This is a genomic window from Bordetella bronchialis, from assembly GCF_001676705.1.
GTDB lineage: Bacteria > Pseudomonadota > Gammaproteobacteria > Burkholderiales > Burkholderiaceae_B > Bordetella_C > Bordetella_C bronchialis.
Map to the genome: position 1 here is coordinate 3,410,322 of NZ_CP016170.1, position 22,147 is coordinate 3,432,468.

At 66.1% G+C, this 22,147-nt stretch carries 20 protein-coding genes; 10 read left to right on the forward strand and 10 right to left on the reverse strand.

Features of this window, described 5'->3' with window-relative positions:
- Window positions 1–19 precede the first annotated feature (19 nt).
- On the reverse strand, window positions 20–358 hold the full coding sequence (locus BAU06_RS15070; RefSeq protein WP_066350808.1) for a P-II family nitrogen regulator: 339 nt from the start codon (window positions 356–358) through the stop codon (window positions 20–22).
- 95 nt (window positions 359–453) lie between these two features.
- Window positions 454–2,130: an NAD+ synthase gene (locus tag BAU06_RS15075; RefSeq protein WP_066350810.1), complete on the reverse strand. Its 1,677-nt coding sequence runs from the start codon at window positions 2,128–2,130 to the stop codon at window positions 454–456.
- Between the two features lie 158 nt (window positions 2,131–2,288).
- Between BAU06_RS15075 and argH the strand changes: the two genes are divergently transcribed.
- The 7 genes from argH to BAU06_RS26900 all read left to right on the forward strand — a co-directional run bounded on the left by argH (window position 2,289) and on the right by BAU06_RS26900 (window position 9,782).
- A complete protein-coding gene (gene argH / locus BAU06_RS15080; RefSeq protein ID WP_066350816.1) occupies window positions 2,289–3,707 on the forward strand; it encodes an argininosuccinate lyase in 1,419 nt (472 codons plus the stop codon).
- 279 nt (window positions 3,708–3,986) lie between these two features.
- Window positions 3,987–4,919 carry an RHS repeat-associated core domain-containing protein gene (locus BAU06_RS15085; RefSeq protein ID WP_082993708.1) on the forward strand — a complete coding sequence of 311 codons (933 nt, stop codon included), beginning with the start codon at window positions 3,987–3,989 and terminating at the stop codon, window positions 4,917–4,919.
- A 55-nt stretch (window positions 4,920–4,974) separates the two neighbouring features.
- The gene (locus BAU06_RS15090) at window positions 4,975–5,886 is read left to right on the forward strand and encodes an RHS repeat-associated core domain-containing protein (RefSeq protein ID WP_197509305.1); all 912 of its coding nucleotides are present in this window, start codon (window positions 4,975–4,977) and stop codon (window positions 5,884–5,886) included.
- A gap of 53 nt (window positions 5,887–5,939) precedes the next feature.
- Window positions 5,940–6,833: an RHS repeat-associated core domain-containing protein gene (locus tag BAU06_RS15095; protein ID WP_066350828.1), complete on the forward strand. Its 894-nt coding sequence runs from the start codon at window positions 5,940–5,942 to the stop codon at window positions 6,831–6,833.
- Window positions 6,834–6,887: 54 nt separating this feature from the next.
- Window positions 6,888–7,844 (forward strand): RHS repeat-associated core domain-containing protein, encoded by a 957-nt coding sequence (locus BAU06_RS26890; RefSeq protein WP_066350834.1) that lies wholly within the window; start codon window positions 6,888–6,890, stop codon window positions 7,842–7,844.
- A gap of 53 nt (window positions 7,845–7,897) precedes the next feature.
- The gene (locus tag BAU06_RS26895) at window positions 7,898–8,809 is read left to right on the forward strand and encodes an RHS repeat-associated core domain-containing protein (protein WP_066350838.1); all 912 of its coding nucleotides are present in this window, start codon (window positions 7,898–7,900) and stop codon (window positions 8,807–8,809) included.
- Between the two features lie 49 nt (window positions 8,810–8,858).
- Window positions 8,859–9,782 carry an RHS repeat-associated core domain-containing protein gene (locus tag BAU06_RS26900; RefSeq protein ID WP_231933881.1) on the forward strand — a complete coding sequence of 308 codons (924 nt, stop codon included), beginning with the start codon at window positions 8,859–8,861 and terminating at the stop codon, window positions 9,780–9,782.
- 59 nt (window positions 9,783–9,841) lie between these two features.
- Here BAU06_RS26900 and rlmD read toward each other — a convergent pair whose 3' ends face one another.
- Window positions 9,842–11,161: a 23S rRNA (uracil(1939)-C(5))-methyltransferase RlmD gene (gene rlmD, locus BAU06_RS15115; RefSeq protein ID WP_066350854.1), complete on the reverse strand. Its 1,320-nt coding sequence runs from the start codon at window positions 11,159–11,161 to the stop codon at window positions 9,842–9,844.
- 233 nt (window positions 11,162–11,394) lie between these two features.
- Here rlmD and BAU06_RS26905 point away from each other — a divergent pair, with 233 nt between their 5' ends.
- Entirely contained in the window at window positions 11,395–12,357 is a 963-nt protein-coding gene (locus BAU06_RS26905) for an RHS repeat-associated core domain-containing protein (RefSeq protein WP_066350858.1), read from the forward strand.
- Between the two features lie 401 nt (window positions 12,358–12,758).
- On the opposite strand, the gene BAU06_RS15125 is transcribed toward BAU06_RS26905, so the two are convergent.
- From BAU06_RS15125 to surE, 6 genes are all read right to left on the reverse strand, one after another.
- A complete protein-coding gene (locus BAU06_RS15125) occupies window positions 12,759–13,511 on the reverse strand; it encodes a TorF family putative porin (RefSeq protein ID WP_066350864.1) in 753 nt (250 codons plus the stop codon).
- Window positions 13,512–14,085: 574 nt separating this feature from the next.
- Window positions 14,086–14,712 carry a hypothetical protein gene (locus BAU06_RS15130; RefSeq protein ID WP_066350868.1) on the reverse strand — a complete coding sequence of 209 codons (627 nt, stop codon included), beginning with the start codon at window positions 14,710–14,712 and terminating at the stop codon, window positions 14,086–14,088.
- A gap of 141 nt (window positions 14,713–14,853) precedes the next feature.
- Window positions 14,854–15,636, reverse strand: coding sequence for a 3'-5' exonuclease (locus BAU06_RS15135; protein WP_066350877.1), 783 nt, complete (start codon window positions 15,634–15,636; stop codon window positions 14,854–14,856).
- Between the two features lie 2 nt (window positions 15,637–15,638).
- Window positions 15,639–16,547: a peptidoglycan DD-metalloendopeptidase family protein gene (locus BAU06_RS15140; RefSeq protein WP_066350886.1), complete on the reverse strand. Its 909-nt coding sequence runs from the start codon at window positions 16,545–16,547 to the stop codon at window positions 15,639–15,641.
- A gap of 17 nt (window positions 16,548–16,564) precedes the next feature.
- Window positions 16,565–17,395, reverse strand: coding sequence for a protein-L-isoaspartate(D-aspartate) O-methyltransferase (locus BAU06_RS15145; RefSeq protein ID WP_066350899.1), 831 nt, complete (start codon window positions 17,393–17,395; stop codon window positions 16,565–16,567).
- Window positions 17,380–18,141 (reverse strand): 5'/3'-nucleotidase SurE, encoded by a 762-nt coding sequence (gene surE / locus BAU06_RS15150; RefSeq protein ID WP_066350906.1) that lies wholly within the window; start codon window positions 18,139–18,141, stop codon window positions 17,380–17,382. Before surE ends, BAU06_RS15145 begins: the two co-directional genes overlap by 16 nt.
- 158 nt (window positions 18,142–18,299) lie before the next feature.
- Between surE and plsY the strand changes: the two genes are divergently transcribed.
- Window positions 18,300–18,947, forward strand: coding sequence for a glycerol-3-phosphate 1-O-acyltransferase PlsY (gene plsY, locus BAU06_RS15155; protein WP_066350916.1), 648 nt, complete (start codon window positions 18,300–18,302; stop codon window positions 18,945–18,947).
- 237 nt (window positions 18,948–19,184) lie between these two features.
- On the opposite strand, the gene tsaD is transcribed toward plsY, so the two are convergent.
- The gene (gene tsaD, locus BAU06_RS15160; RefSeq protein ID WP_066350920.1) at window positions 19,185–20,228 is read right to left on the reverse strand and encodes a tRNA (adenosine(37)-N6)-threonylcarbamoyltransferase complex transferase subunit TsaD; all 1,044 of its coding nucleotides are present in this window, start codon (window positions 20,226–20,228) and stop codon (window positions 19,185–19,187) included.
- Between the two features lie 522 nt (window positions 20,229–20,750).
- Between tsaD and BAU06_RS15165 the strand changes: the two genes are divergently transcribed.
- Complete coding sequence (locus tag BAU06_RS15165) at window positions 20,751–22,043, forward strand: NCS2 family permease (RefSeq protein ID WP_066350928.1); 1,293 nt, start codon at window positions 20,751–20,753, stop codon at window positions 22,041–22,043.
- Window positions 22,044–22,147 lie beyond the last annotated feature (104 nt).

Genomic DNA, 22,147 nt, shown 5'->3' on the forward strand with positions numbered 1-22,147 from the left:
ACGCGGGCCCGCCGGGCGATTACAGGGCTTCGTTGTCGGATTCGCCGGTGCGGATGCGGATGGCCTGCTCGACGGCGGTAACAAAGATCTTGCCGTCGCCGATCTTGCCGGTGCGGGAGGCCTTGACGATGGCTTCGATGGCGTTCTCGACCATTTCATCCGGCAGGACCACTTCCACGCGGATCTTGGGCAGGAAGTCCACGACATATTCCGCGCCGCGATAGAGCTCGGTGTGTCCCTTCTGCCGGCCGAAGCCCTTGACTTCCGTCACGGTCAGGCCGCTGACGCCGACTTCGGCCAGGGCTTCGCGGACCTCGTCCAGCTTGAAAGGTTTGATGATGGCGGTGACTTGTTTCACGTGCAGTCCTCAGGTTCTATTTATGTGGGATGGGTTGCAGCCTTGGTCCGGGGATGACGCGCGCCGGCGCCGCCATGCGGCGCCGCGGCGGCGGTTCAGATCGTTTCCCGGAAGCCGTTGGTGACAGGATAGCGCCAATCCCTGCCGAACGCCCGAGGGGTAATACGGGGGCCCGGGGGCGCCTGGCGCCGCTTGTACTCGTTGATGCGGATCAGTCGCACCACCTGCTCGACGGCATCCTCCGGATAGCCCGCGGCCACGATATCGGCCGCCGACATATTGCGCTCCATATAGCGTTCCATGATGCCGTCCAGGATGTCGTAGGGCGGCAGGCTGTCCTGGTCTTTCTGGTCCGGGCGGAGTTCGGCGGACGGCGGCCGGGTGATGATGCGTTCCGGGATGATCTCCTTCTGGCGGTTGCGCCAGTTGGCCAGCCGGTAGACCAGGGTCTTGGGCACGTCCTTGATGACGGCGAAGCCGCCGGCCATGTCGCCGTAAAGGGTGCAGTAACCGGTGGTCATCTCCGACTTGTTGCCGGTGGTCAGCACCAGCCGGCCGGTCTTGTTGGAAAGCGCCATCAAGAGCGTGCCGCGCACGCGGGCCTGGATGTTCTCTTCCGTGGCGTCGGGCGCCATGCCGGCGAAATGCGGCGCCAGGGCCGTTTCGAAGCCGTCGACCACCTCGCCGATGGCGATGACGTCATAGCGCACGCCCAGCCGCCTGGCCATATCCGCCGCGTCGGTCTGCGAGATGTCCGCGGTATAGCGGGACGGCATCATCACGGCGCGGACGTTGTCGGCGCCCAGGGCATCGACGGCGATCGCCAGCACCACGGCCGAATCGATGCCGCCGGACAGCCCGATGATGGCGCCCGGGAAGCGGTTCTTGCCCAGGTAATCGCGCACGCCCATGACCAGGGCCTTCCAGACCTGCTCTTCCGCCCCGCTGGGTTGCAGGTCGGCCTGCGGGCCCACGGGGACGATGCCGCCGTCCGGGCCGATGTCCACCGCATGCACGCAGGCTTCGAACTCCGGCAGGCGGGCGCAGGGGCGGCCCTGGGCGTCCACCGCGAAGCTGGCGCCGTCGAAGACCAGTTCGTCCTGGCCGCCGACCATATTGGCGTAGATGACCGCTCCGCCGCTCAGGCGCGCGCATTCGGCCACGACTTCCATGCGCTCGGCCTGCTTGCCCGTGTTGTAGGGCGAGGCGTTGGGCACCAGCAGCACCTGGCTGCCGGCATCCCGGGCCGCCTGCGGCGCATGCGGGAACCAGATGTCCTCGCAAATGGCAACGCCGAAGCGCGTGCCCTTGACCTCGAAGGTGAAGGGCTGGCCGCCGGGCGTGAAATAGCGCTGCTCGTCGAACACCGAATAGTTGGGCAGTTCACGCTTGTGGTAGGTGCCCAGCAGGCGGCCTTCCAGCAGCACCGAAGCGGCGTTGTACAGAAGATGGCGGCCGTTGCGGTCGGCAAAGGCATAGGCCTTGGCGCCGCAGGTATCGCCATCGACGTGGCCCACGACCACGTGCAGGCCTTTCAGCGCGGCCAGCTCGCGGCGCAGTTCGTCCAGCTGCTGCTGTTGCTCGCAGACGAACTGCGGCCGCAGCAGCAGGTCTTCCGGCGGATAGCCGGTCAGGACGAGTTCCGGCGTCAGCAGGACGTCGGCGCCCATCCGGTGCGCCTGGCGAGCCGCCTGCAGGACGCGCTCGGCATTGCCGCACAAGTCTCCGACACAAGAATTGATCTGGGCGATGGCGACGCGGGGAGCGCTCATGGGAATACTTCCGTTTAGAGAGTGACAGACGGCCCCGGGACCGTCTGGACGTGATCCGATTATCTCATCACCGGGCAGCCGGCGTTGAGCAACCGGCGCGCCCGGCGGCCCGCATTATCCCACCGCCCTCCACGCCGGGCTCTATAATCCGCTTCACTATGTCGACGCCCTCCTCCCCCTCCCAGGACCAGTTCGCCAACAAGGCGCAAGCCTGGTCCGCCCGGTTCTCCGAGCCGGTCTCCGATCTGGTCAAACGCTACACGGCATCCGTGGATTTCGACCGCCGCCTGGCGCGCCACGATATCCAGGGCTCGCTGGCCCATGCGGACATGCTGGCCGCCCAGGGCATTATTTCGGCCCAGGACAAGGCCGACATCGAGCGCGGCATGGCGCAGATCCTGACGGAAATCGACGCCGGCGCCTTCCAGTGGCAACTGGACCTGGAAGACGTGCACCTGAATATCGAAAGGCGCCTGGTGGAACTGGTCGGCGACGCGGGCAAGCGGCTGCATACCGGCCGTTCGCGCAACGACCAGGTCGCCACCGACATCCGCCTGTGGCTGCGGGGCGAAATCGACCTCGCGCTGGACCTGCTGCGCCAGTTGCGCCACGCGCTGGCGACCGTCGCGGCCGCGCACGCCGATACCATCATGCCGGGCTTCACCCATTTGCAGGTGGCCCAACCGGTTACCTTCGGCCACCACCTGCTGGCGTATGCCGAAATGTTCGGCCGCGACGCCGAACGCCTGCAGGACTGCCGGCGCCGGGTCAACCGCCTGCCGCTGGGCGCGGCCGCGCTGGCCGGCACCAGCTTTCCCATCGACCGCGAACGCGTGGCCTCCACGCTGGGCTTCGAGGGCGTGTGCCGCAACTCGCTGGACGCCGTTTCCGACCGCGACTTCGCCATCGAGTTCTGCGCGGCCGCGGCGCTGGTGATGACCCACGTTTCCCGGCTGTCCGAAGAGCTCGTCCTGTGGATGAGCCCGCGGGTGGGTTTCATCGACCTGGCCGACCGCTTCTGCACCGGCAGCTCCATCATGCCGCAGAAGAAAAACCCGGACGTGCCGGAACTGGCGCGGGGCAAGACCGGGCGCGTCAACGGCCACCTGGTGGCCTTGCTTACCTTGATGAAGGGCCAGCCGCTGGCCTACAACAAGGACAACCAGGAAGACAAGGAAGGCCTGTTCGACACGGCGGACACGCTGCGCGACACGCTGACCATCTTCGCCGACATGGTGGGCGGCATCAAGGTCAAGGCCGACAACATGCGCGCCGCCGCGCTGCAGGGATACGCCACCGCCACCGACCTGGCCGATTACCTGGTCAAGCGCGGCCTGCCCTTCCGCGATGCGCACGAAGTCGTCGCGCACGCAGTACGCGATTGCGAACAGCGCGGCTGCGACCTGGCCGACCTGACGCTGGACGAGCTCCAGGCCTACCATCCATCCATAGGCGACGATATCCACCAGGTGCTGACGCTGGAAGGCTCGGTGGCGGCGCGCGACCATATCGGCGGCACCGCGCCGCGGCGCGTGCGCGAAGAAGCCCAGCGCGTCCTGGCCCAGACCTCGGCTTGAGCTTGGCGCAGGGGGCTTCCCCCCCCGGGCCGCCCGCTTCCCCAGGACGCGGGCAGTCACCCCTCCTGTCGCCGCCCGGGCGCACGCCGCGCTGAAGCGGCGCCCCCTATTCAAAACCTTCCGCGGAAAACAAGTGGCGCACCGCGCCGCCACGGCTATACGCTTTCTTGCACGCAACCGCCTCAGCACCCCGCTGGTGCCGAATCAAGGCCGACGTGGTTCCGCTGAACCGCATACCTGGGGGCGCGTTGGATCACGAGTTGGCGTCGAGGAAAGCACATGGCAGGCACATCAGCCCCAGGCTTTGCGGGATCCCGTCCAGACCCCGTCACGGCGGCTTACCCGCTGGGCAATGGATATCGCTGGTTTCTTCCCGCGTTGATGCGATTCAATGCCGAGGACGACTTCAGCCCGTTCGGGCTGGGCGGCATCAACGCCTATACCTATTGCGCGGGCGATCCCGTCAACCACAGCGATCCCAGCGGGCACATGGGGATATGGGGAGACATTATCGCCGCTTCCATCGAGGACGCGGCGCGGGAACAACGGGAATCCACGCTGCGCGAAGCCGGGACCTACCAGGAAGCGAAGCGGCGATACGCCGACGATCTGTGGAAATACCTGCAGGGGCCAATGGAGGCCCAGGGCGCAAGCACCCCATCGCATGGCGCCCCCCCACCGCCATTCGCCTTTGACTCGTGGCACGAGCAGACCAAAAAAGATTCCATAGGCCCGGCAAGAGCGCAGGCCGCGGCCGCCACTCCGCCGGCTGCCACTTCGCCGGCCGCCACTCCGCCGGCCGCCGGCACATCCCAAGTGCGGCGTCCGCGCCGCCCGCAAGGGCGGGGCTTGGGGTTTGAACTCTACAAGGCCCGGGTGGCGGCCAGCGTCGCGGCCGCTATTCCGCAGGAGGAGCTCACTTTTGCGCTGATATTGAAACACGTAAGAGCCCAATCCTACCGTTACCTGGATCTCGAGAGCATTGAGCGGCAGACCATGGACCGGTTCGTCACGATACTCAAGGCGCATAATATCCGGGCCTCCGCCTTGCGGGATTACACACCCGGGGTCGTTTTCACGCGATTCGGCTACCGTAACGAATTCTTGCCGTACGGACTCATAGGAAGCGACATACAAAAAGGAAAAAATGTGCAAGCCAATATCGAGCGGCTTCACTGGCTCGGGTTCACATTGACCGGTCAACAAGCGTAGCGACAAGGGCAGCGCCGCGGACGCAGCGAAGCTCATGACAAGTCGGGACGTACACATGGCACATACCCCGCGCTCCGGTTTTACGGGAGCCCGCTCCGACACGATTACGGCGGCATACCCGCTGGGCAATGGGTATCGCTGGTTTCTTCCCGCGTTGATGCGATTCAATGCCGCGGACGAGCTCAGCCCGTTCGGGCTGGGCGGCATCAACGCCTATACCTATTGCGCGGGCGATCCCGTCAACCACAGCGATCCCAGCGGGCACATAGGAATATGGGAGGACATTATCGCCACTTCCTTCGAGGACGCCGCGCGCAAGCAGCGGGAATCCAGGCTGCCCGACGCCGACAGCTACTCGGAAGCAAAGCAACAATACGCCGACGATCTGGCGAAATACATGCACCAATCGATGGCAGCCCAAGACGCGCTTGCTGCCTCGGCGGGCCCGGTTCCCGCACCGCCATCGCCATTGGCCTTTGACGCACGGCATGAGCCGAGAAAATTCGAGTCCCTCGGCCCCACGAATGCGCAGGCCACGACCACCGGAGCGACTGCCGCCAGACCGCTTGCAAGGCAAGCGCGACATATGCAGGCAAAGCCCATTGTGTCCTTGCAGCCCCAGCATGCTCTCATTGCGGCCGGCATCGCGGCAGACATTCCCCGGGAACAGCTGACTTTTGCGCGCGTACTCGAACGGATAGGCACCACATCCTTCAACACCCTAGGCGCCGCGACAATCCCGCGGCAAACCATGGATCGCTTCATCGAGGTACTAAAACTCCATAAGATCCGGGCCACCGATCTGCCCGATTATGAGCGGGGTAGAGTTTTCGTGAAATTCGGCTATCTTCATGAACCCAAGACGCTAGTGGGCCTGCAGACTGCCATAAGAAAAGGCCGTGATGTGCAGGCGAATATCGAGCGCCTTCACTGGCTCGGATTCGACCCGCCCGATCCTCCGGCGTGACCAACGAAGCATCGCGCAGGCATTGGGTCCGATACCGAATCGAGAGCAAGCACATGGCGCACACCTCACATTCCGGTTTTACCGGAGCCCGCCTCGATTCCAGCACGGCGGCATACCCGCTGGGCAATGGGTATCGGTGGTTTATCCCCGCATTAATGCGTTTCAATGCGACGGACGACTTCAGCCCCTTCGGGCCGGGCGGCATCAACCCGTATGTGTACTGCACGGGCGACCCGGTCAACCACAGCGATCCCAGTGGGCACATGGGGATATGGGAAGACATTATCGCCGCTTCCATCGAGGACGCGGCGCGGGAACAACGGGAATCCACGCTGCGCGAAGCCGGGACCTACCAGGAAGCGAAGCGGAGATACGCCGACGATCTGTGGAAATACCTGCAGGGGCCAATGGAGGCCCAGGGCGCGAGCACCCCATCGCATGGCGCCCCCCCACCGCCATTCGCCTTTGACTCGTGGCACGAGCAGACCAAAAAAGATTCCATAGGTCCGGCAAAAGCGCAGGCCGCGGCCGCCGGCACATCGACATCCGAAGTCCCGCGGCCGATCCGTCTCGGAATATGGGGCCAGGGAATACAAGGCAGCCAGGCCCTCATCGCGGCCCATGTCGCGGCCACTATTCCGCGGGAGAGCCTGACTTTTGAGTTAATACTTGAACACGTGCAGGCCACAACCTTTTCTCTGAAGCACTTGGGCGGCATCGAGCGGCAGACCATGGACCGGTTTATTGCGGTACTCAAGGCCTATAACATCCGGGCCTCCGAGTTGCGCGATTACACCGCCACGAACATTTTCAGGCGTTTCGGCTACGTTTACGAGAACATGCCGCGACGGCAGATCGAAAACGACATAAAGAAAGGTGTCAGTGTGCAAGCCAATATCGACCGGCTGCACTGGCTAGGATTGGTTCCGCCTGATCCGCCAGCGTAACAACGACCTCGCCGCCGATACATTGGATCTGATACCAAGCCGGGAGATAAACACATGCCGCAGATCTTGCGTTCCGGTTTTACTGGCGCCCGCTCCGACCGCATCACGGCGGCATACCCGCTGGGCAATGGGTATCGCTGGTTTATCCCCGCATTGATGCGTTTCAATGCGACTGACGACCTCAGCCCTTTCGGCCCGGGCGGCGTTAATCCCTATGCCTACTGCACGGGCGATCCGGTCAACCACAGCGACCCCAGTGGGCACATCGGGGTATGGGGGGACATTATCGTCGCGTCCATCGAGGATGCGGCACGGGAGCAACGGGAATCCAGGCTGCCCGACGCCGGCAGCTACCACAAAGCAAAGCAACAATACGCCGACGATCTGACGAAGTACATGCAGCAGGCCATGAATGCCCAGGGCGCGAGCTTCCCTTCGAATGGGGGACCGGCTCCCGCCCCGCCAACGCCATTCGCGTTCGACCCGCGACATGAGGCAACGAAAACCGATGCCCTGGGCCCGGCGAATGCGCAGGCTGCGGTCGCCGGGACGCCGGTCGCCGGGACGCCGGCCGCCGGATCGCCGGCCGCCGGTCCGTCAAACGCCGGACCGGACGTGGGTCCCCAACGGGCCGCGCCAACGTACCAAGAGTCCGTGCAGGCCGACAATGCCTTCTATGCGAAGAGCATTGCGGCGGCTATTCCCCGCGACGAGCTTAGTTTCGCCCGCATCCTTGACCAGATACGCAACACGCCTTTCCGTTTCTTGGCCCGTGTGACACGCCAACGGCAAACCATGGACCGGTTTATTGGAGTACTGGAGGCCCATAATGTCCGGGCGCCCGATCTGCCCGATTACGAGCGTCATCGGATTTTCAGTAAGTTCGGCTTTCAATATAACGGCCGGCCGCGATACGCCATAGCGAGCGAGATAAAAGCGGGGCTGAACGTGCGGGCCAATACCCGTCGGCTCCAGTGGCTGGGATTTATGCCACCCGATCCGCCAGCCTGACAAAGGAAGCACCGTGGAAAGCATTGGCCTGATCCCGTATCGAGAACAAACACATGGCGCACACCTCACGTCCCGGCTTTACCGGTGCCCGCTCCGACCGCATTACGGCGGCATACCCGTTGGGCAATGGGTATCGCTGGTTTATCCCCGCATTGATGCGTTTCAATGCGACTGACGACCTCAGCCCTTTCGGCCCGGGCGGCGTTAATCCCTATGCCTACTGCACGGGCGATCCGGTCAACCACAGCGATCCCAGCGGGCACATAGGAATATGGGAGGACATTATCGCCACTTCCTTCGAGGACGCCGCGCGCAAGCAGCGGGAATCCAGGCTGCCCGACGCCGACAGCTACTCGGAAGCAAAGCAACAATACGCCGACGATCTGGCGAAATACATGCACCAATCGATGGCAGCCCAAGACGCGCTTGTTGCCCCGGCGGACCCGGCTCCTACACCGCCATCGCCATTCGCCTTTGACGCACGGCACGAGGAACCCAAACAGGGTTCCATCGGCGAGGCAAAAGCGCCGGCTGCGGCCCCGTGCCCGCCGGCGACCGGTACGTTCAAAGTCCCGCGTCCGCGCCGTCTGCGAAGACGGGGCCTGGGGTTGAAACAGTACCAGGCCGCCATCGAAGGCCAGATCGTCGCGGCTATTCCGCGAGAGAACCTGAGTTTTGCGCTGATACTTGAACACGTCTCCGCCGCGCCCTTCCGTTTCAAGGACGTTGCACGCGCGGAGCGGCAGATCATGGACCGGTTCGTTGCGGTACTCGCGGCCCATAACGTGCGGGCCTCCGAGCTGGCCGATTACACATCGGGGAACGTTTTCAAGCGATTCGGCTTCCGTCAGGAACACGGGCCGCGACTCGGCATCGAAAACGAGATACAAAAGGGCATAAACGTGCAAACCAATAGGGACCGGCTGTACTGGCTCGGATTCGATTCGCCCAATTCGACAGCGTGAGGGCAGCGCCACAGACGCATTGGACATCATGCCGAGTCAGGAGAAACACATGCCGCGCACCCGACCTTCCGGTTTTACGGGAGCCCGCTCCGACCCGACCACGGCGGCATACCCGCTGGGCAACGGATATCGGTGGTATCTACCCGCGTTGATGCGCTTCAACGCGCCCGATTTCTACAGTCCGTTCGGCCCTGGCGGCATCAATAGCTATGCCTATTGCGCCGCCGATCCCGTCAACCGGATCGACCCCAGCGGACATATGCTGGCCCTGTTGCACGGCATGGAGGATGCCGCCTCGGGCATGGAACGCGCGGTGGAGGACATGGATCTGGCCGAATACGAAAGCGCGAAAGCCCGGCATTGGCAAGCATTTTCGAAGTGGTTGCAGCATGACCTGAAGGATCCGGATCCACCACCGCCTGCAGCGCCGTTTCCCTTGCGAGCGGACTATGACGAGGTGTTGCGCGACAGAAAGCCATCGACCGCCATCGCCCCGCAGCAGGCGAAAAACGACACGATTGCCAGTCCGCCCCCCCAGCCGTCACCTGCCGTGCCCCTGTCGCCCGAAGAGAGCGGTCCTGGCATGGATCCAGCCCTAGCCGCGCCCCCAGCGGCGCCGGCTCCTCCGCCGGCGCCAGCCGCCGGTATCCCACCCGCGCCCGCGCCTTCCTCACTGCCGCGTTCCGCCCTGACGCGCACGAACGTTCTTCTAGAGGGCATGCGGCGATTTCCCCTGCCGACGCAAACCACGCCGACACGGCTTCTCGAACGCTTCATGCTCGGACTTCAAGCATACGACGTCCGCGTCACGCAACTGGCCGATTACCAAAGCAGGGAAGAGATGCTCACATGGATGGGACACAGTCCATCGACCCTCATTGAAAGCAAGCAGGCCCAGTTGACGTCCCGCTATCACATCAGCGCGCGCGAATTTTTCTTCAGATTCGACTTGCCTGTCCCGGGTGGGGGATGACCCGCGCCGTCAGCCGACCGCAAGGCCCGGACGGTATCTCCCACTCCCGGCGGCTACGGTCACGTGCGTTCCACTTCGAATACCGCGATAGACTCGACATGCCCTGTATGCGGGAACATATTGACGACCCCGGCGCTGGTCAGGGCATAACCGCCCTCGTGCACCATGATGGCGGCATCGCGTGCCAGGGTGGCAGGGTTACAGGATACATACACAATGCGGCGTGGCCGCTCCGCCGCGGAAAGCTGCGCCAGGGCTTGCGCGACGGCCTGCGCGCCCTCGCGGGGCGGGTCGATCAGCATGCGATCGAAATGCCCCAGGTCGCGCAGCCACTGCACGTCCACCTCGAACAGGTTCAACGTGGCGAACGATGTCCGTTCGCCCAGGCCGTTGCGCGTCGCGGCTTCGTGGGCGCGGTCGGTCAGGGCCTTGCTGCCTTCCACGCCGACCACTTCGCGCGCACGGGTAGCCAGGGGGAGCGTGAAGTTGCCCAGGCCGCAGAACAGGTCCGCCACGCGGTCGCCCGGCTGGGCGTCCAGCAGGGAAAGCGCGCGCGAAACCAGGGCGCGGTTGATGGCGTGGTTGACCTGCGTGAAATCCGTGGGCTTGAACGGCATGCGCAGGCCGAACTCCGACAAGGTGTACGCCAGCGTTTCGCCGTGTTCGCGCTCCAGCGGATGACAGGTGTCCGGCCCCTTGGGCTGCAGCCACCATTGCACGCCGTGGTCCCGGGCGAAAGCGCGCAGGATGTCGATATCTTCCTGCGTCAGCGGCAGCAGATGGCGCAACACCAGCACGGTGGCGGCATCGCCCACCGCCACCTCGATCTGCGGCAACCTGTCCGGCGCCGACATCGCGCCTATCATCGCCCGCAACGGCATCAGCAGCCGCGCGACATGGGGCGGCAGGACATGGCATTCGCGCATGTCGGCGACATAGCTGCTCTTGCGTTCGTGGAAACCCACCAGCACGCCGCCTTTCTTGGGCACGACCCGCACGGAAAGCCGGGCCCGGAAGCGGTAGCCCCAGGTGGGGCCGTGCAAGGCGGGCAGGATGCGCTGCGGACGCAGCTTGCCGACATGCCAGAACGTGTCCTCGAGCGCGCGCTGCTTGATGGCGACCTGGGCCGCCGGCTCCACATGCTGCATGGCGCAGCCGCCACAGACACCGAAATGCGGGCAGCGCGGGACCACCCGCTGTGACGACGGGCGCAGCACCTCTACCGTACGGGCAATTTCGTACGACGGCTTGCGCCTGACCGTCTCCACCGCTACCCGTTCCCCGGGCAGCGCACCTTCGATGAATACCACCTTGCCCTCGCGCCGGGCGATACCCCTGGCTTCCAGGTCCAGGGACTCCACATTCAAAACTTCGGCCATCGTCGATCTCGTGAGAAGAGTCCGGCATTGTAGAAGTTCCGGGCGCGGACTGCCGGCCGGACGTGGCGGCCGCCGGCGCGAAAAAAACCCGCGATTCAAAACCTTTAGCGCCAAAAAAAAGGCGGGCGGGATGACATGACGATACGCTTGCCCCACCGCCGCCGCGTGCGGCCGCAGGTCCGCCATGCGGCGCAGGCTTTAGCGGCCATCGCACAGCCAGCAAGGAAGAGCACATGTTCCCCATGTCAGCACGGGGTTTCGCGGGTAGCCGCCAGGACAACGCCACCTCCGGCTACCCGCTGGGCAATGGCTACCGCTGGTTTCTTCCCGTACTGATGCGCTTTAACGCGCCGGACGACTTCAGCCCCTTCGGCTCAGGGGGCATCAACGTCTACGCCTACTGCGCGGGGGATCCCGTCAATCACAGCGACCCGGACGGCCACATGATGTCGGCGGTCGAACTTTTCCAGCGCGGACTGGAAGACGCCGCGGAGGCGGCCAGGCGCGCCGGCGATACCATCAGCAACCCGACGGACTACCTGGCGGCCCAGGCTGTTCACGATCGGGCCGTCCATGCGTACCTGGCCGATCCGGACGCACCGCCTCCCGGCTCCGTCCGTCCCTACAACGCCGGTTATGAGGCAGCCGTGGACCGGAAGCGGCAGGAGGGCAGCCTGGCGGCGTCCCGGGCGAGCAAGACGGCAAGCACCGCATCGGCGAACAAGGACGCTGCGGAAACGTCACCGCAGATTCCAACGCCCCTCGATATTCCCCTGCGGGCGGATGGCCCGGGTACGAGCACGGGCCCCCTCGATTCCGCGTCCACGCCGGCGCCATCCCCTGCGCCGGCACGGGCCGTGCCACCGGTCGACCCCCAGGGCATGCCCGCATCGTCCCGTTCCGCCATGACGAGCGACGCCGCGATCCAGCTGGGCGGAGTCGGAGATATCACGACCAACGCGTACACGCCCAGGCGGCGCCTGGTGCGCCTGGTGCGAGGTCTGCACGCCGCTGGCAACCTGAGGGCCCGGCAACTCGCCGATTACGTCAGTGCCGAGGCGATGCTGTCGCAATTGGGATTCAGCGATCCGGCCAAGACCATCGCGGAAGCGCGACGGCAGGCAGCGGGCAAGGGACCATACTCGGGAACCGCGCGACTCTTCCTCGACAGGTTCGAGCTTGGCGGGCAGGATTGAAGAGGGAGCCGCGTCATAGGGTCACGCCGATTCACGCAGCGTGAATCCGCTCACCCGACGTCACCCGCCCGGAGTCCCCGACGTCACCTCGCACTGAATTCCCCCCCGCTGAATCGCCCGCGCTGAATCGCCCTCGATGCATCGCCCTCGCTGCATCGCCCTCGCTGCATCGCCGACGCTGCATCGCCGACGCTGGATTCACCGGCCCTCGATTCACCGGCCCGGGATTCACGGCCCCTGGATTCACTCGCCGTAAAAAAAACCGTCCGCCGGATGGCGGACGGTTCCCCTTGGGAGTGCGGTCAAGCCGCTTTTGGTATGCATGGCGGGTTTGCTGGCACCGCGACGCGGGCGTCGCCATGCACAGGTTTCCACCGGCGGTCGCGCCGGGGCGCGTCCGCTCAGAAGCTGCGCGATATGGAAGCGATCAAGCCCAGCCGGCCGGCGGGATGGTCGTACTTCGTGTTGTACCAATTGTCCTTGGAGGCGCCGACGGCGGCCAGGCCGAAGACCCAGCCCTTGATGTCCTTGGTTACGCCCAGCTTGTAGTCCACGTAATGGCCGAGTTCGTCGCCGTCCGTGTCGACCTGGTTCTTCAGTTTCTGATAGCCGACGTGGCCCACCAGGCCCCAGCCGTCGCCCAGATCGAAGGTGGCCGACGCGTCCAGGTACCAGGTGCCCTTGGAGTTGGGCGTGCTGAAGAAGTCGCTCGGCGTATAGGAATACTTCAAGGAATAGTTGGCGTAGGTGGCGCCGATGTAGAGGTCCGTGTTGTTGTAGTTGCCGCCCTTCGGAGAGTTCGAACCGGGGTAGTAATAATGCAGCGCGCCGACGTCGATGCCGATGCCCTTGTAGACCTCGCCGCGCCAGCCGCCGTAGAAGTCCATTTCCAGGTTGCCGTCGGTGTATAGCGTGCTCGATACGTTGGAGTTCCAGTTGCCCAGGTAGAAGCCCGATGAGTGCGTCAAGTCCAGTCCCAACTGCGCCGCGGGCCGGAAGTCGGTCTGCGAGTAGCCACGGAAACGGTAGTCGTTCGTAAGCGTGGCATTGCCGCTCAGGGAGAACCCGGCACCCAGGTCGGTGGGCTCGGCGTGGGCAGCGGCGGCGAAACACGTGGCAAGAACAAGGGGAACTGCGCGCAGCGTCTTCTTCATGGCAAGGATCCTGATTTCAATGATGCGTGTATGTGGACATGGCACGGCGGCAGGGCCGCCGGCCATGGCGCAGCTGGAAATGACTAGGCTTCGAAACCGCCGCGGCGGACCGTCATTGACATGCCGGGTCACCGCACCTCCTCGGTTTCTCCCGTTTCAAAGCGAAATCCGTGCCAACTTTTCACACAGTTGAAGGATCCATATACAGTCATGCAGGTCGGGGGAGCCCTACAGGGCCGCCACCCTCGTATATCGGAGGCGCGGCACGCTGCGCACCATGCCGGTGCGCTTCTTGATGAGGCGGGGCGTGCGGGGTGCCCCAGAAAAGGGAAACGCCCGGATCCGTGCGTACGGATCCGGGCGTCCGGGGCCAGGCCGGGCGAAATGGCCTGTTATGTGAGCGCGTGCCGGCGTGCTGGCGGACACGGCCGCAGCGGTGAGGCGCCGGCGGCGGGCTTTGACTGCCGGCCGGCAGCGCGGCAAAAGCCGCGAGCCGGGCGGGATACGGACTACGCCTAAGGGGGGTCGCCGGCGCCGAAGGGCTTGGCCCCCCGGGCCGGATACCGGCTTCGCCTTAGCTGGAAGTAGCCGGCGCAGCCGGCGCGGGCTGTTGCCCAGCGCCGGGGCGACCGTCCTTGCGATGCTCCATGCGCTCCTGGCGGCGTTCCTGCATGCGCGCCTGCCGATCCTTGACAAACTGGGTGATCTGCTGGCGCTGGCCGTCGTTCAGGCTATCCCAAAGGGCCAGCCATTTCTGCCGGACCTGGTCCGCCTGCCCTTGCATCTGCTGCTTGGCCTGGCCTTGCGCGTCCAGCAGGGCGTGCGGGTCCAGCTTGCCGGCCTTCAACTGCTCGTCCAGCAACTGGTGGCGGCTCATCATCCGTTCACGCATGGATTTGTGGAAGTCCTCCTGGGCCTGCTTGGCGGCGGTGAAGAGCGACTGCTGTTTGTCGTCGAGCTTCAGGGCCGTGACTTCTTTCTTGCCGATGGGACCGACGCCGGGCACCCACACGGCATCGCGCATGCCCTGCATGCGATGGAAATGATGGCCGCCTGCCTCCTTGCCCGGACGAGCGGGACTGGACTGCGTGGCGGCCGCGGCGGAGGTGTCCGGCGCGGCGGAAGCAGCACCGGCGAACGTCCCGGCGGCGAGCGCAACGGCCAGGCTGGCGACGATGGGGCGGATGGCGATACGGGTCATGAGAGGTCTCCTGTGGAGTGAACGTGCGAGACCATTGTCATGGGGGGCCGATTACGCGCCGGTTTCGTGCGTGGCCGAGTCTGTTTCAGTCGATTGCGGTCCAGCCGCGTGGCGGCGGCAGCCGGTGGAATGCCGCGCGGGTCAGCCCTGGTCCCAGGCGGCCAGGTATTCCTTCCAGTGCGGCGCCGGACTGGCGGCCAGCGTTTCGCGCACCAGATCGATCTCTTCCTGGTAGGAAGCCGCGTCGAGTTCGCCGCGCAGAAAGCGCCAGCGGCAGTACACCAGCCAGGTGTTGACAACGTCCGTCTCGCAATAGGCGCGCACTTCGTCGGCCTTGCCCTGGCTCCAGGCTTCCCAGACCTTGCCGCCATCCATGCCCAGCTTGCCGGGAAAGCCGCACAGCTTGGCCAGTTGGTCCAGCGGCGCGTTGGCACGCCCGTTGTACTTGGCCAGCACGTCCATCAGGTCGATGTGGCGCGTATGGTAGCGGCCGATGTAGTTGTTGAACTTGAAATCCCTGTCGTCCTCGCCCAGGTCCCAATAGCGCGGCGCGGCCACGCCGTGGATAAGGCTGCGGTAGTGCAACACGGGCAAGTCGAAGCCGGAGCCGTTCCAGCTGACCAGCTTGGGCGTATAGCGTTCTATCGTCTTGAAGAAACCCGCCAGCAGGACGGGTTCGGGGTCGTCCGGATTGCCCAGGGTGCGCACCCGGAAGCCCTGGTCGTCGCGAAACACGCAGCCGATGACCGCCACGCGATGCAAATGCAGGGGCAGGAAATCGCTGCCGCCGGTCGCCTCGCGCCGCTCGGCGAACGCGCGTTCGGCCACCTCGGCATCCGGCACGTCGGCCCCCCAGCCGTTCAGCCGGCGCAGGCCCGCCACATCGGGCAGCGTTTCGAGATCGAAGACCAGGGTGGGCGTCATGGTCAGCGCGACGGCAGATACTGCAAGGGATCGACCGGCGTTCCCTGGCGGCGGATTTCGAAGTGCAGTCGGGGCGACGGCGCGTCGGTCTGGCCGATTTCCGCGATCTTGGCGCCCTTCTTGACCTCTTGCCCGCTCTTGGCCAGCAGCGCGCGGTTGTGCGCATAGGCCGTGATGAAGCCGTTGGTGTGCTGCACGATGATCAGGTTGCCCAGGCCACGCACGCCGTTGCCGCTGTACATGACCTTGCCGTCGGCGGCGGCGACCACGGGATCGCCGGGATTGCCTTCGATGTCGATGCCCTTGGTGCTATTGCTGAAGGTGGCCGTGACCTGCCCCTGCGCCGGCCAGCCCCAGTTGATCAAGGCGGCATCGGCGGCGCGCGGCGGCCGCGGCGTATCAGCCGGCGCCGGGTTGGCGGGGGGCGGCGTGGTCGCGGGAGCTTGCTGGGTCGGCGCGGGCTGTTCGCCGGGCGGCGGCAGCGGCGTGGGCTCGATGCGTGTGTCGGCGGGCTTGACCGGCGTGGCCGGTGCCGGCTTGGCGCCGTTGACCGGCGCGCCCGCGGAACCGGAGGCCGGCGCGGACAATTTCAGCACCTGTCCCACCGCCAGATGGTTGGAGTCGGCGATATTGTTCCAGCGCTTCAGGCTTTCGATGTCCACGCCGTTGGCGCGAGAGATGCCATACAGCGTGTCGCCCGGCTTGACCACGTAGGTCGCGCCGCCCGCCGCCGACGGCGTGGCGGGCGCGGGCTGGGTATTCAGATCGACCACGGGCGCGCGCGTCGTGCGCGAGGCGCAGCCCGCCAGAACAAGGCAAAGAAGTCCCACCCAGAGCATGGAGCGGGAGGGGCGCGCGGCACGCGCGCCCGGGAATTCGGTTCCGGTCAGCTGCAACTGCCCGTCGAGCATATGATTCTCCTGGTTGCTCACGATTGTATGCCGGCCCTTAACGGGACAAAGCGAACGGCTTCGAGTTCCACGCGCTTCCAGCTGGATGGCCCGGTGCGCTCCACCAGCACCAGGCGCTGGTTGGAGCCTCCTTCGGGCGCGATCAGCCTGCCGCCGGGCGCCAGTTGCGAAAGCAGCGCCTGCGGAATGGCCAGGCCGGCGGCGGCCACCACAATAGCATCGAACGGCGCCGTATTCGGCAATCCCAGCATGCCGTCGCCATAGGTCAGGCGCACGCGCGTGGTCAGGCGCAACTGGCGCAGATGGTCGCGCGCCAGCTCGTACAAGCCGCGTATGCGTTCGATGGCGTAGACATCCCGGACGAACTGCGCCAGCACCGCCGCCTGATAGCCGCAGCCCGCGCCGACCTCCAGCACGCGCGTGGGTTCGCGGTCCTCGCATACCGCGGCGATCATGCGTGCGACCACCCAGGGCTGCGAGATGGTCTGCGAATGGCCGATCGGCAACGCGGCGTCTTCGTAGGCGCGGCTGGCCAGCGCCTGGTCCACGAACAGATGTCGCGGGACGGCTTCCATGGCGTTCAGCACGCGCTCGTCGGCGATGCCCTGCGCGCGCAGGCGCTGCACCATGGCCCGCCGCAGGCGCTCCGAATTCAGGCCCAGATTGCCCGCGACGTCCGGCGCCGCGGGCGCGGGCGCGCTACGCGGCAGCGTGGCGGCCGATATGCGCGTATTGCTGTTGGCGGGCGTGTAGCCGGCTCCCAGCGTCCCGGAGCGGTAGGCATCGCCGCGGGACCGGGCGGGAGGACTCGCCGGCGGGATCGGTTCCGGGCCTACCCGTTTGCGCATAGAGGCTCCGCCCAGGTACGCACTTCCGGCAGCATGCCCTGATGCGTCAGATCCAGCCGCAACGGCGTGATGGAGACCGCGCCCTCGGCCACCGCATGAAAATCCGTGTCCGGGCCGGCATCCGCCGCCAGGCCGGCCGGGCCGATCCAGTACACCGTATCGCCATAGGGCGTGGTGGTGCGCACGACCGGCTCGGAGGGATGGCGCTTGCCCAGGCGAGTCACGCGCATGCCCTGCATCGTCTGTAGCGGGCGGTTCGGTATGTTGACGTTCAATAGCACCGGCGCGGGCAGCGGGTGGGCGATCTGGTGTTCCACCACGCGCCGCGCCATCTCGGCGGCGGCGTCCAGGTTGTTCCAACCCTTTTCGTGCAGCGAAAAGGCGATGGACGGAATGCCGAAGAGATAGCCTTCGATGGCGGCCGCGACGGTGCCGGAATACAGCGTGTCGTCGCCCATATTCGCGCCGTTGTTGATGCCGGACACCACCAGGTCGGGACGTGCATCGACCAGCCCGCCCGTGAGCGCGACGTGCACGCAGTCGGAAGGCGTGCCATTCACATAAAGAAAGCCATTGGCGGCTTCGCGCACGGACAAGGGGCGGCTCAGGGTCAGGGAATTGGAGGCGCCACTATGGTTGACCTCGGGCGCCACGACGGTGAGCTCGCCCAATCCGCGCAAGGCATCGACCAGCGCCTGCAGGCCGGGGGCCGAATAGCCATCATCGTTGGAAACCAGAATCCGCATTCTGCGTCGAAAAGAAAATTATGGCGGCGGGTCGGCGGAATTGTACTGTAGGCGGTCCATGCCAGGCGTCGCGCCGACGTTGATGCGGCATTCCGGCTCCCCGCGGCGGCGGCGCCACGGTAGAATCCGCGGCTGATCCCGTTCCGTGGAAAGGTTCAATGCTGCAAGCCGCCCCTCCCCTGGTCCTCCATGCCGGCCTGGTCGTCCTGGCCTATCTGATCGGCTCGATACCGTTCGCGGTGGTGGTCACGCGGCTGATGGGCATGCAGGATCCGCGCACGTACGGGTCCGGGAATCCCGGTGCGACCAATGTGCTGCGTTCCGGCAACAAGACAGCCGCCGCGCTTACCTTGCTGGGCGACGCGGCCAAGGGCTGGTTCGCCGTCTGGCTGGTCAGGCAGCTGGCCGTGCCCGCCGATACCGGGTGGACCATCGTGGCGCTGGCCGCGCTGGCGGTCTTCCTGGGGCACTTGTATCCGGTGTTCCTGAAATTCCGCGGCGGCAAAGGCGTGGCGACGGCGCTGGGCGTCCTGTTCGCCATTTCGCCGTGGCTGGCGCTGGCCACGGTCGCGACCTGGCTGATCATCGCCGTGTTCTTCCGGTATTCGTCCCTGGCCGCGCTGGTGGCGGCGGTGTTCGCGCCGCTGTATTACCTGTACGGCTCCAACCTTGCCTGGCATGCGGAGCCCCCGCTGCTGGCCGCGGTGATCGCCATCAGCCTGCTGCTGGCCTGGCGGCACCGGGCCAATATCGGCCGCCTGCTCAACGGAACCGAATCGCGCATCGGTCAGAAGAAAAAAAGCTGAACCCCGCGCGCGGGCCTGAAGCGGGCCCAAGCACTGAAGTCGGCGCAAGACACTGGGCTGTCGCGAAGCGCTGAACCGGGGGTAAAGCGCTGCACTTGGGGTAACGCGCTGCACGTGGGGTAACGCGCTGAGCCCTGCCTGAAGCGCCGAACCTGGTGTAGCGTGCCGAGCCCGGCGTGAAGCGCCGAACTCGTTGTAAAGCGCCGAACGCGGCGTGAATCGCCGAGCCCGGCGGGATCAGGCCGCGGCGTCCAGTTCTTCCAGGTCCCAGCGCGGGCGCACCGTGAACGCATGGTCCCCGCGGTCGAGCACCGCCAGTCCGGCCTTGACCCGTTCGGCCGCCGCGAAGGCAATCATGGCGCCGTTGTCCGTGCACAGCGATAAGGGCGGGAAATACGCCCGGGCCTTCAGCCGCGGCAAGGCAGCCGCCAGGCGTTCACGCAGCGCCGTGTTGGCGCCCACGCCGCCCGCCACCACCAGGCGTCGCAAACCCGTTTCCTTCAGGGCGCGAGCCGCCTTGGCCGCCAGGACGTCGACGATGGCCGCCTGCGTGGCCGCGGCCAGGTCCGCCAGGATGGCTGGATCCGGCGCGCCGCCCGACTGCTCGATGGCCTTGACCCGGGTCAGCACGGCCGTCTTCAGGCCGCTGAAGCTGAAATCGAGGTCGCCGCTATGCAGCATCGGCCGCGGCAGATCGAAGCGCGTGGGATCGCCCTGCTCCGCCAGCTTCGCCAGCGCCGGCCCGCCGGGATATCCCAGGCCCAGCAGCTTGGCCGACTTGTCGAACGCCTCGCCGGCGGCATCGTCCAGGGTTTCGCCAAGCAAGGTGTAGCGGCCGACGCCATCCACGCGCATCAGTTGGGTATGTCCGCCTGACACCAGCAAGGCCACGAAGGGAAACTCCGGCCGCGGGTCGGCCAGCATGGGGGACAGCAGGTGGCCTTCCAGATGGTGCACGGCGATGGCGGGCAGGTCGCGCGCCCAGGCAAAGGCCTGGGCCACGCTCGCACCCACCAGCAGCGCACCGGCCAGCCCCGGGCCGGCCGTATAGGCCACCGCGTCGACGTCCGCGACCGTCAGGCCGGCCTCGCGCAGCACCTGGCGGGTCAGGGGCACCACGCGGCGCACGTGGTCGCGCGACGCCAGTTCCGGCACCACGCCGCCGTATTCCTGGTGCATGGCGATCTGCGTATGCAAGGCATGCGCAAGCAGGCCGCGTTCGGTGCAGACGGCGGCCACGCCGGTCTCGTCGCAGGAACTTTCAAAACCGAGAATGATCATGTCCGGCAGTTTACTGCGACGGCTACCCGCTATTGCGACGCCGCGCCGCTATGGCGATGCCCCCGCTACTGCGACGCCACCTTATGGCGATGCCCCGCTACTGCACCGCCACCGCTATTGCAGGCCTCCCGTTAGCGCGACGCCACCGGTACTGCCGCGCCTCTGTTACCGCGCCTCTGTTACCGCGCCCCTGTTACCGCGCCCCGTTACCGCACCCCGTTACCGCACCCCGTTACCGCGCCCCGTTACCGCACCCCGTTACCGCACCCCGTTACCGCGCCCCGTTACCGCGCCCCGGTTACCTCGCCCCTGTTACCACGCCCTGTTACCGCGCGCCCGTTACCGCGCGCCCCGGCTGCCCCGACGCGCCTCGCCCGGCGGGAGCGTTCCTTGCCGTCGCCGCCCTCCATGCAAGACGGCCGACGGCCTGGCGATGCGCGGACGTGCCCTCGGCACGGGGAAGTGGTATTTTCGCGCCTTGGCCGATAACCCCGCGACGACGGGACTGCCTGGGAGAGGCGCATGCTGGATCGACTTTTTCGCTTGACCGAACACGGGACCACCACTCGCGGCGAGATCGTCGCGGGCCTGACAACGTTCCTGACGATGTCCTACATCATCTTCGTGAACCCGGACATCCTGTCGACCACCGGCATGGACCGCGACGCCGTCTTCGTCGCCACCTGCCTGGCGGCGGCGCTGGGATCGCTGGTCATGGGCCTGCTGGCCAACTGGCCCATCGGCATGGCCCCGGGCATGGGCTTGAACGCGTTCTTCGCCTTCACGGTGGTCAAGGCGATGGGCTATTCCTGGCAGCAGGCGCTGGGCGCGGTGTTCATTTCCGGCCTGATCTTCCTGCTGCTGACCGTGACCGGCATACGCGGCTGGCTGATCAAAGGCATCCCGCAATCGCTGCGCAGCGCCATCGCGGCGGGCATCGGCCTGTTCCTGGCGATCATCGCGCTGTCCAATGCCGGCATCGTGGTCGCCAACCCGGCCACCAAGGTCAGCCTGGGCGACCTGCGCACGCACGGACCGCTGTTCGCCATCCTGGGCTTTTTCATCATCGCGGCGCTGGATGCGCTGCGCGTGCGCGGTGCCATCCTGATCGGCATCCTGGTGGTGACGGTGCTGTCCATGGTGCTGGGCTACAACAGCTTCCATGGCCTGTTTTCCTCGCCGCCCAGCCTGGCGCCGACCTTTCTGCAGCTGGACATCGCCGGGGCGCTGCACAGCGGCTTCTTCCACGTCATCCTGGTCTTCGTGCTGGTGGAGATTTTCGACGCCACGGGCACCCTGATCGGGGTGGCCAAGCGCGCGGGCCTGATCCCGGAGGGCAAGCCCAACAACCTGGGCCGCGCCCTGTTCGCCGACAGCGCCGCCATCGTGGCCGGCTCGGCCCTGGGCACCAGCAGCACGACGGCCTATGTGGAAAGCGCGTCCGGCGTGCAGGCCGGCGGACGCACCGGGCTGACGGCCGTCGTGGTCGCGCTGCTCTTCCTGGCGGCGCTTTTCATCTCGCCCCTGGCCGGGTCGGTGCCTGCGTATGCCACGGCCCCCGCCCTGCTCTACGTGGCTGGCCTGATGATGCGCGAGCTGATCGAGGTCGACTGGAACGATGTGGCCGAAGCCACGCCGGCCGCCCTGACCGCGCTGGTGATGCCCTTCACCTACTCCGTCGCCAACGGCCTGGCCTTCGGCTTCATCAGTTATGTCGTACTCAAGACCCTGACGGGCAAGGCCCGCGAGGTGCACGCTGCGACGTGGCTGGTGGCTGCCCTGTTCGTGATCCGATTCGCGTTCTTCGCCGGATGAGGAAGCGATAGGCCTTTCGTCGCCATGGGAAGGCGATGCGCCCCCAGCCCCGGCCGAGAAAGCCGCCGCAGCCTGCATTGACCTGGCGCGCAGCGCGCGCCACG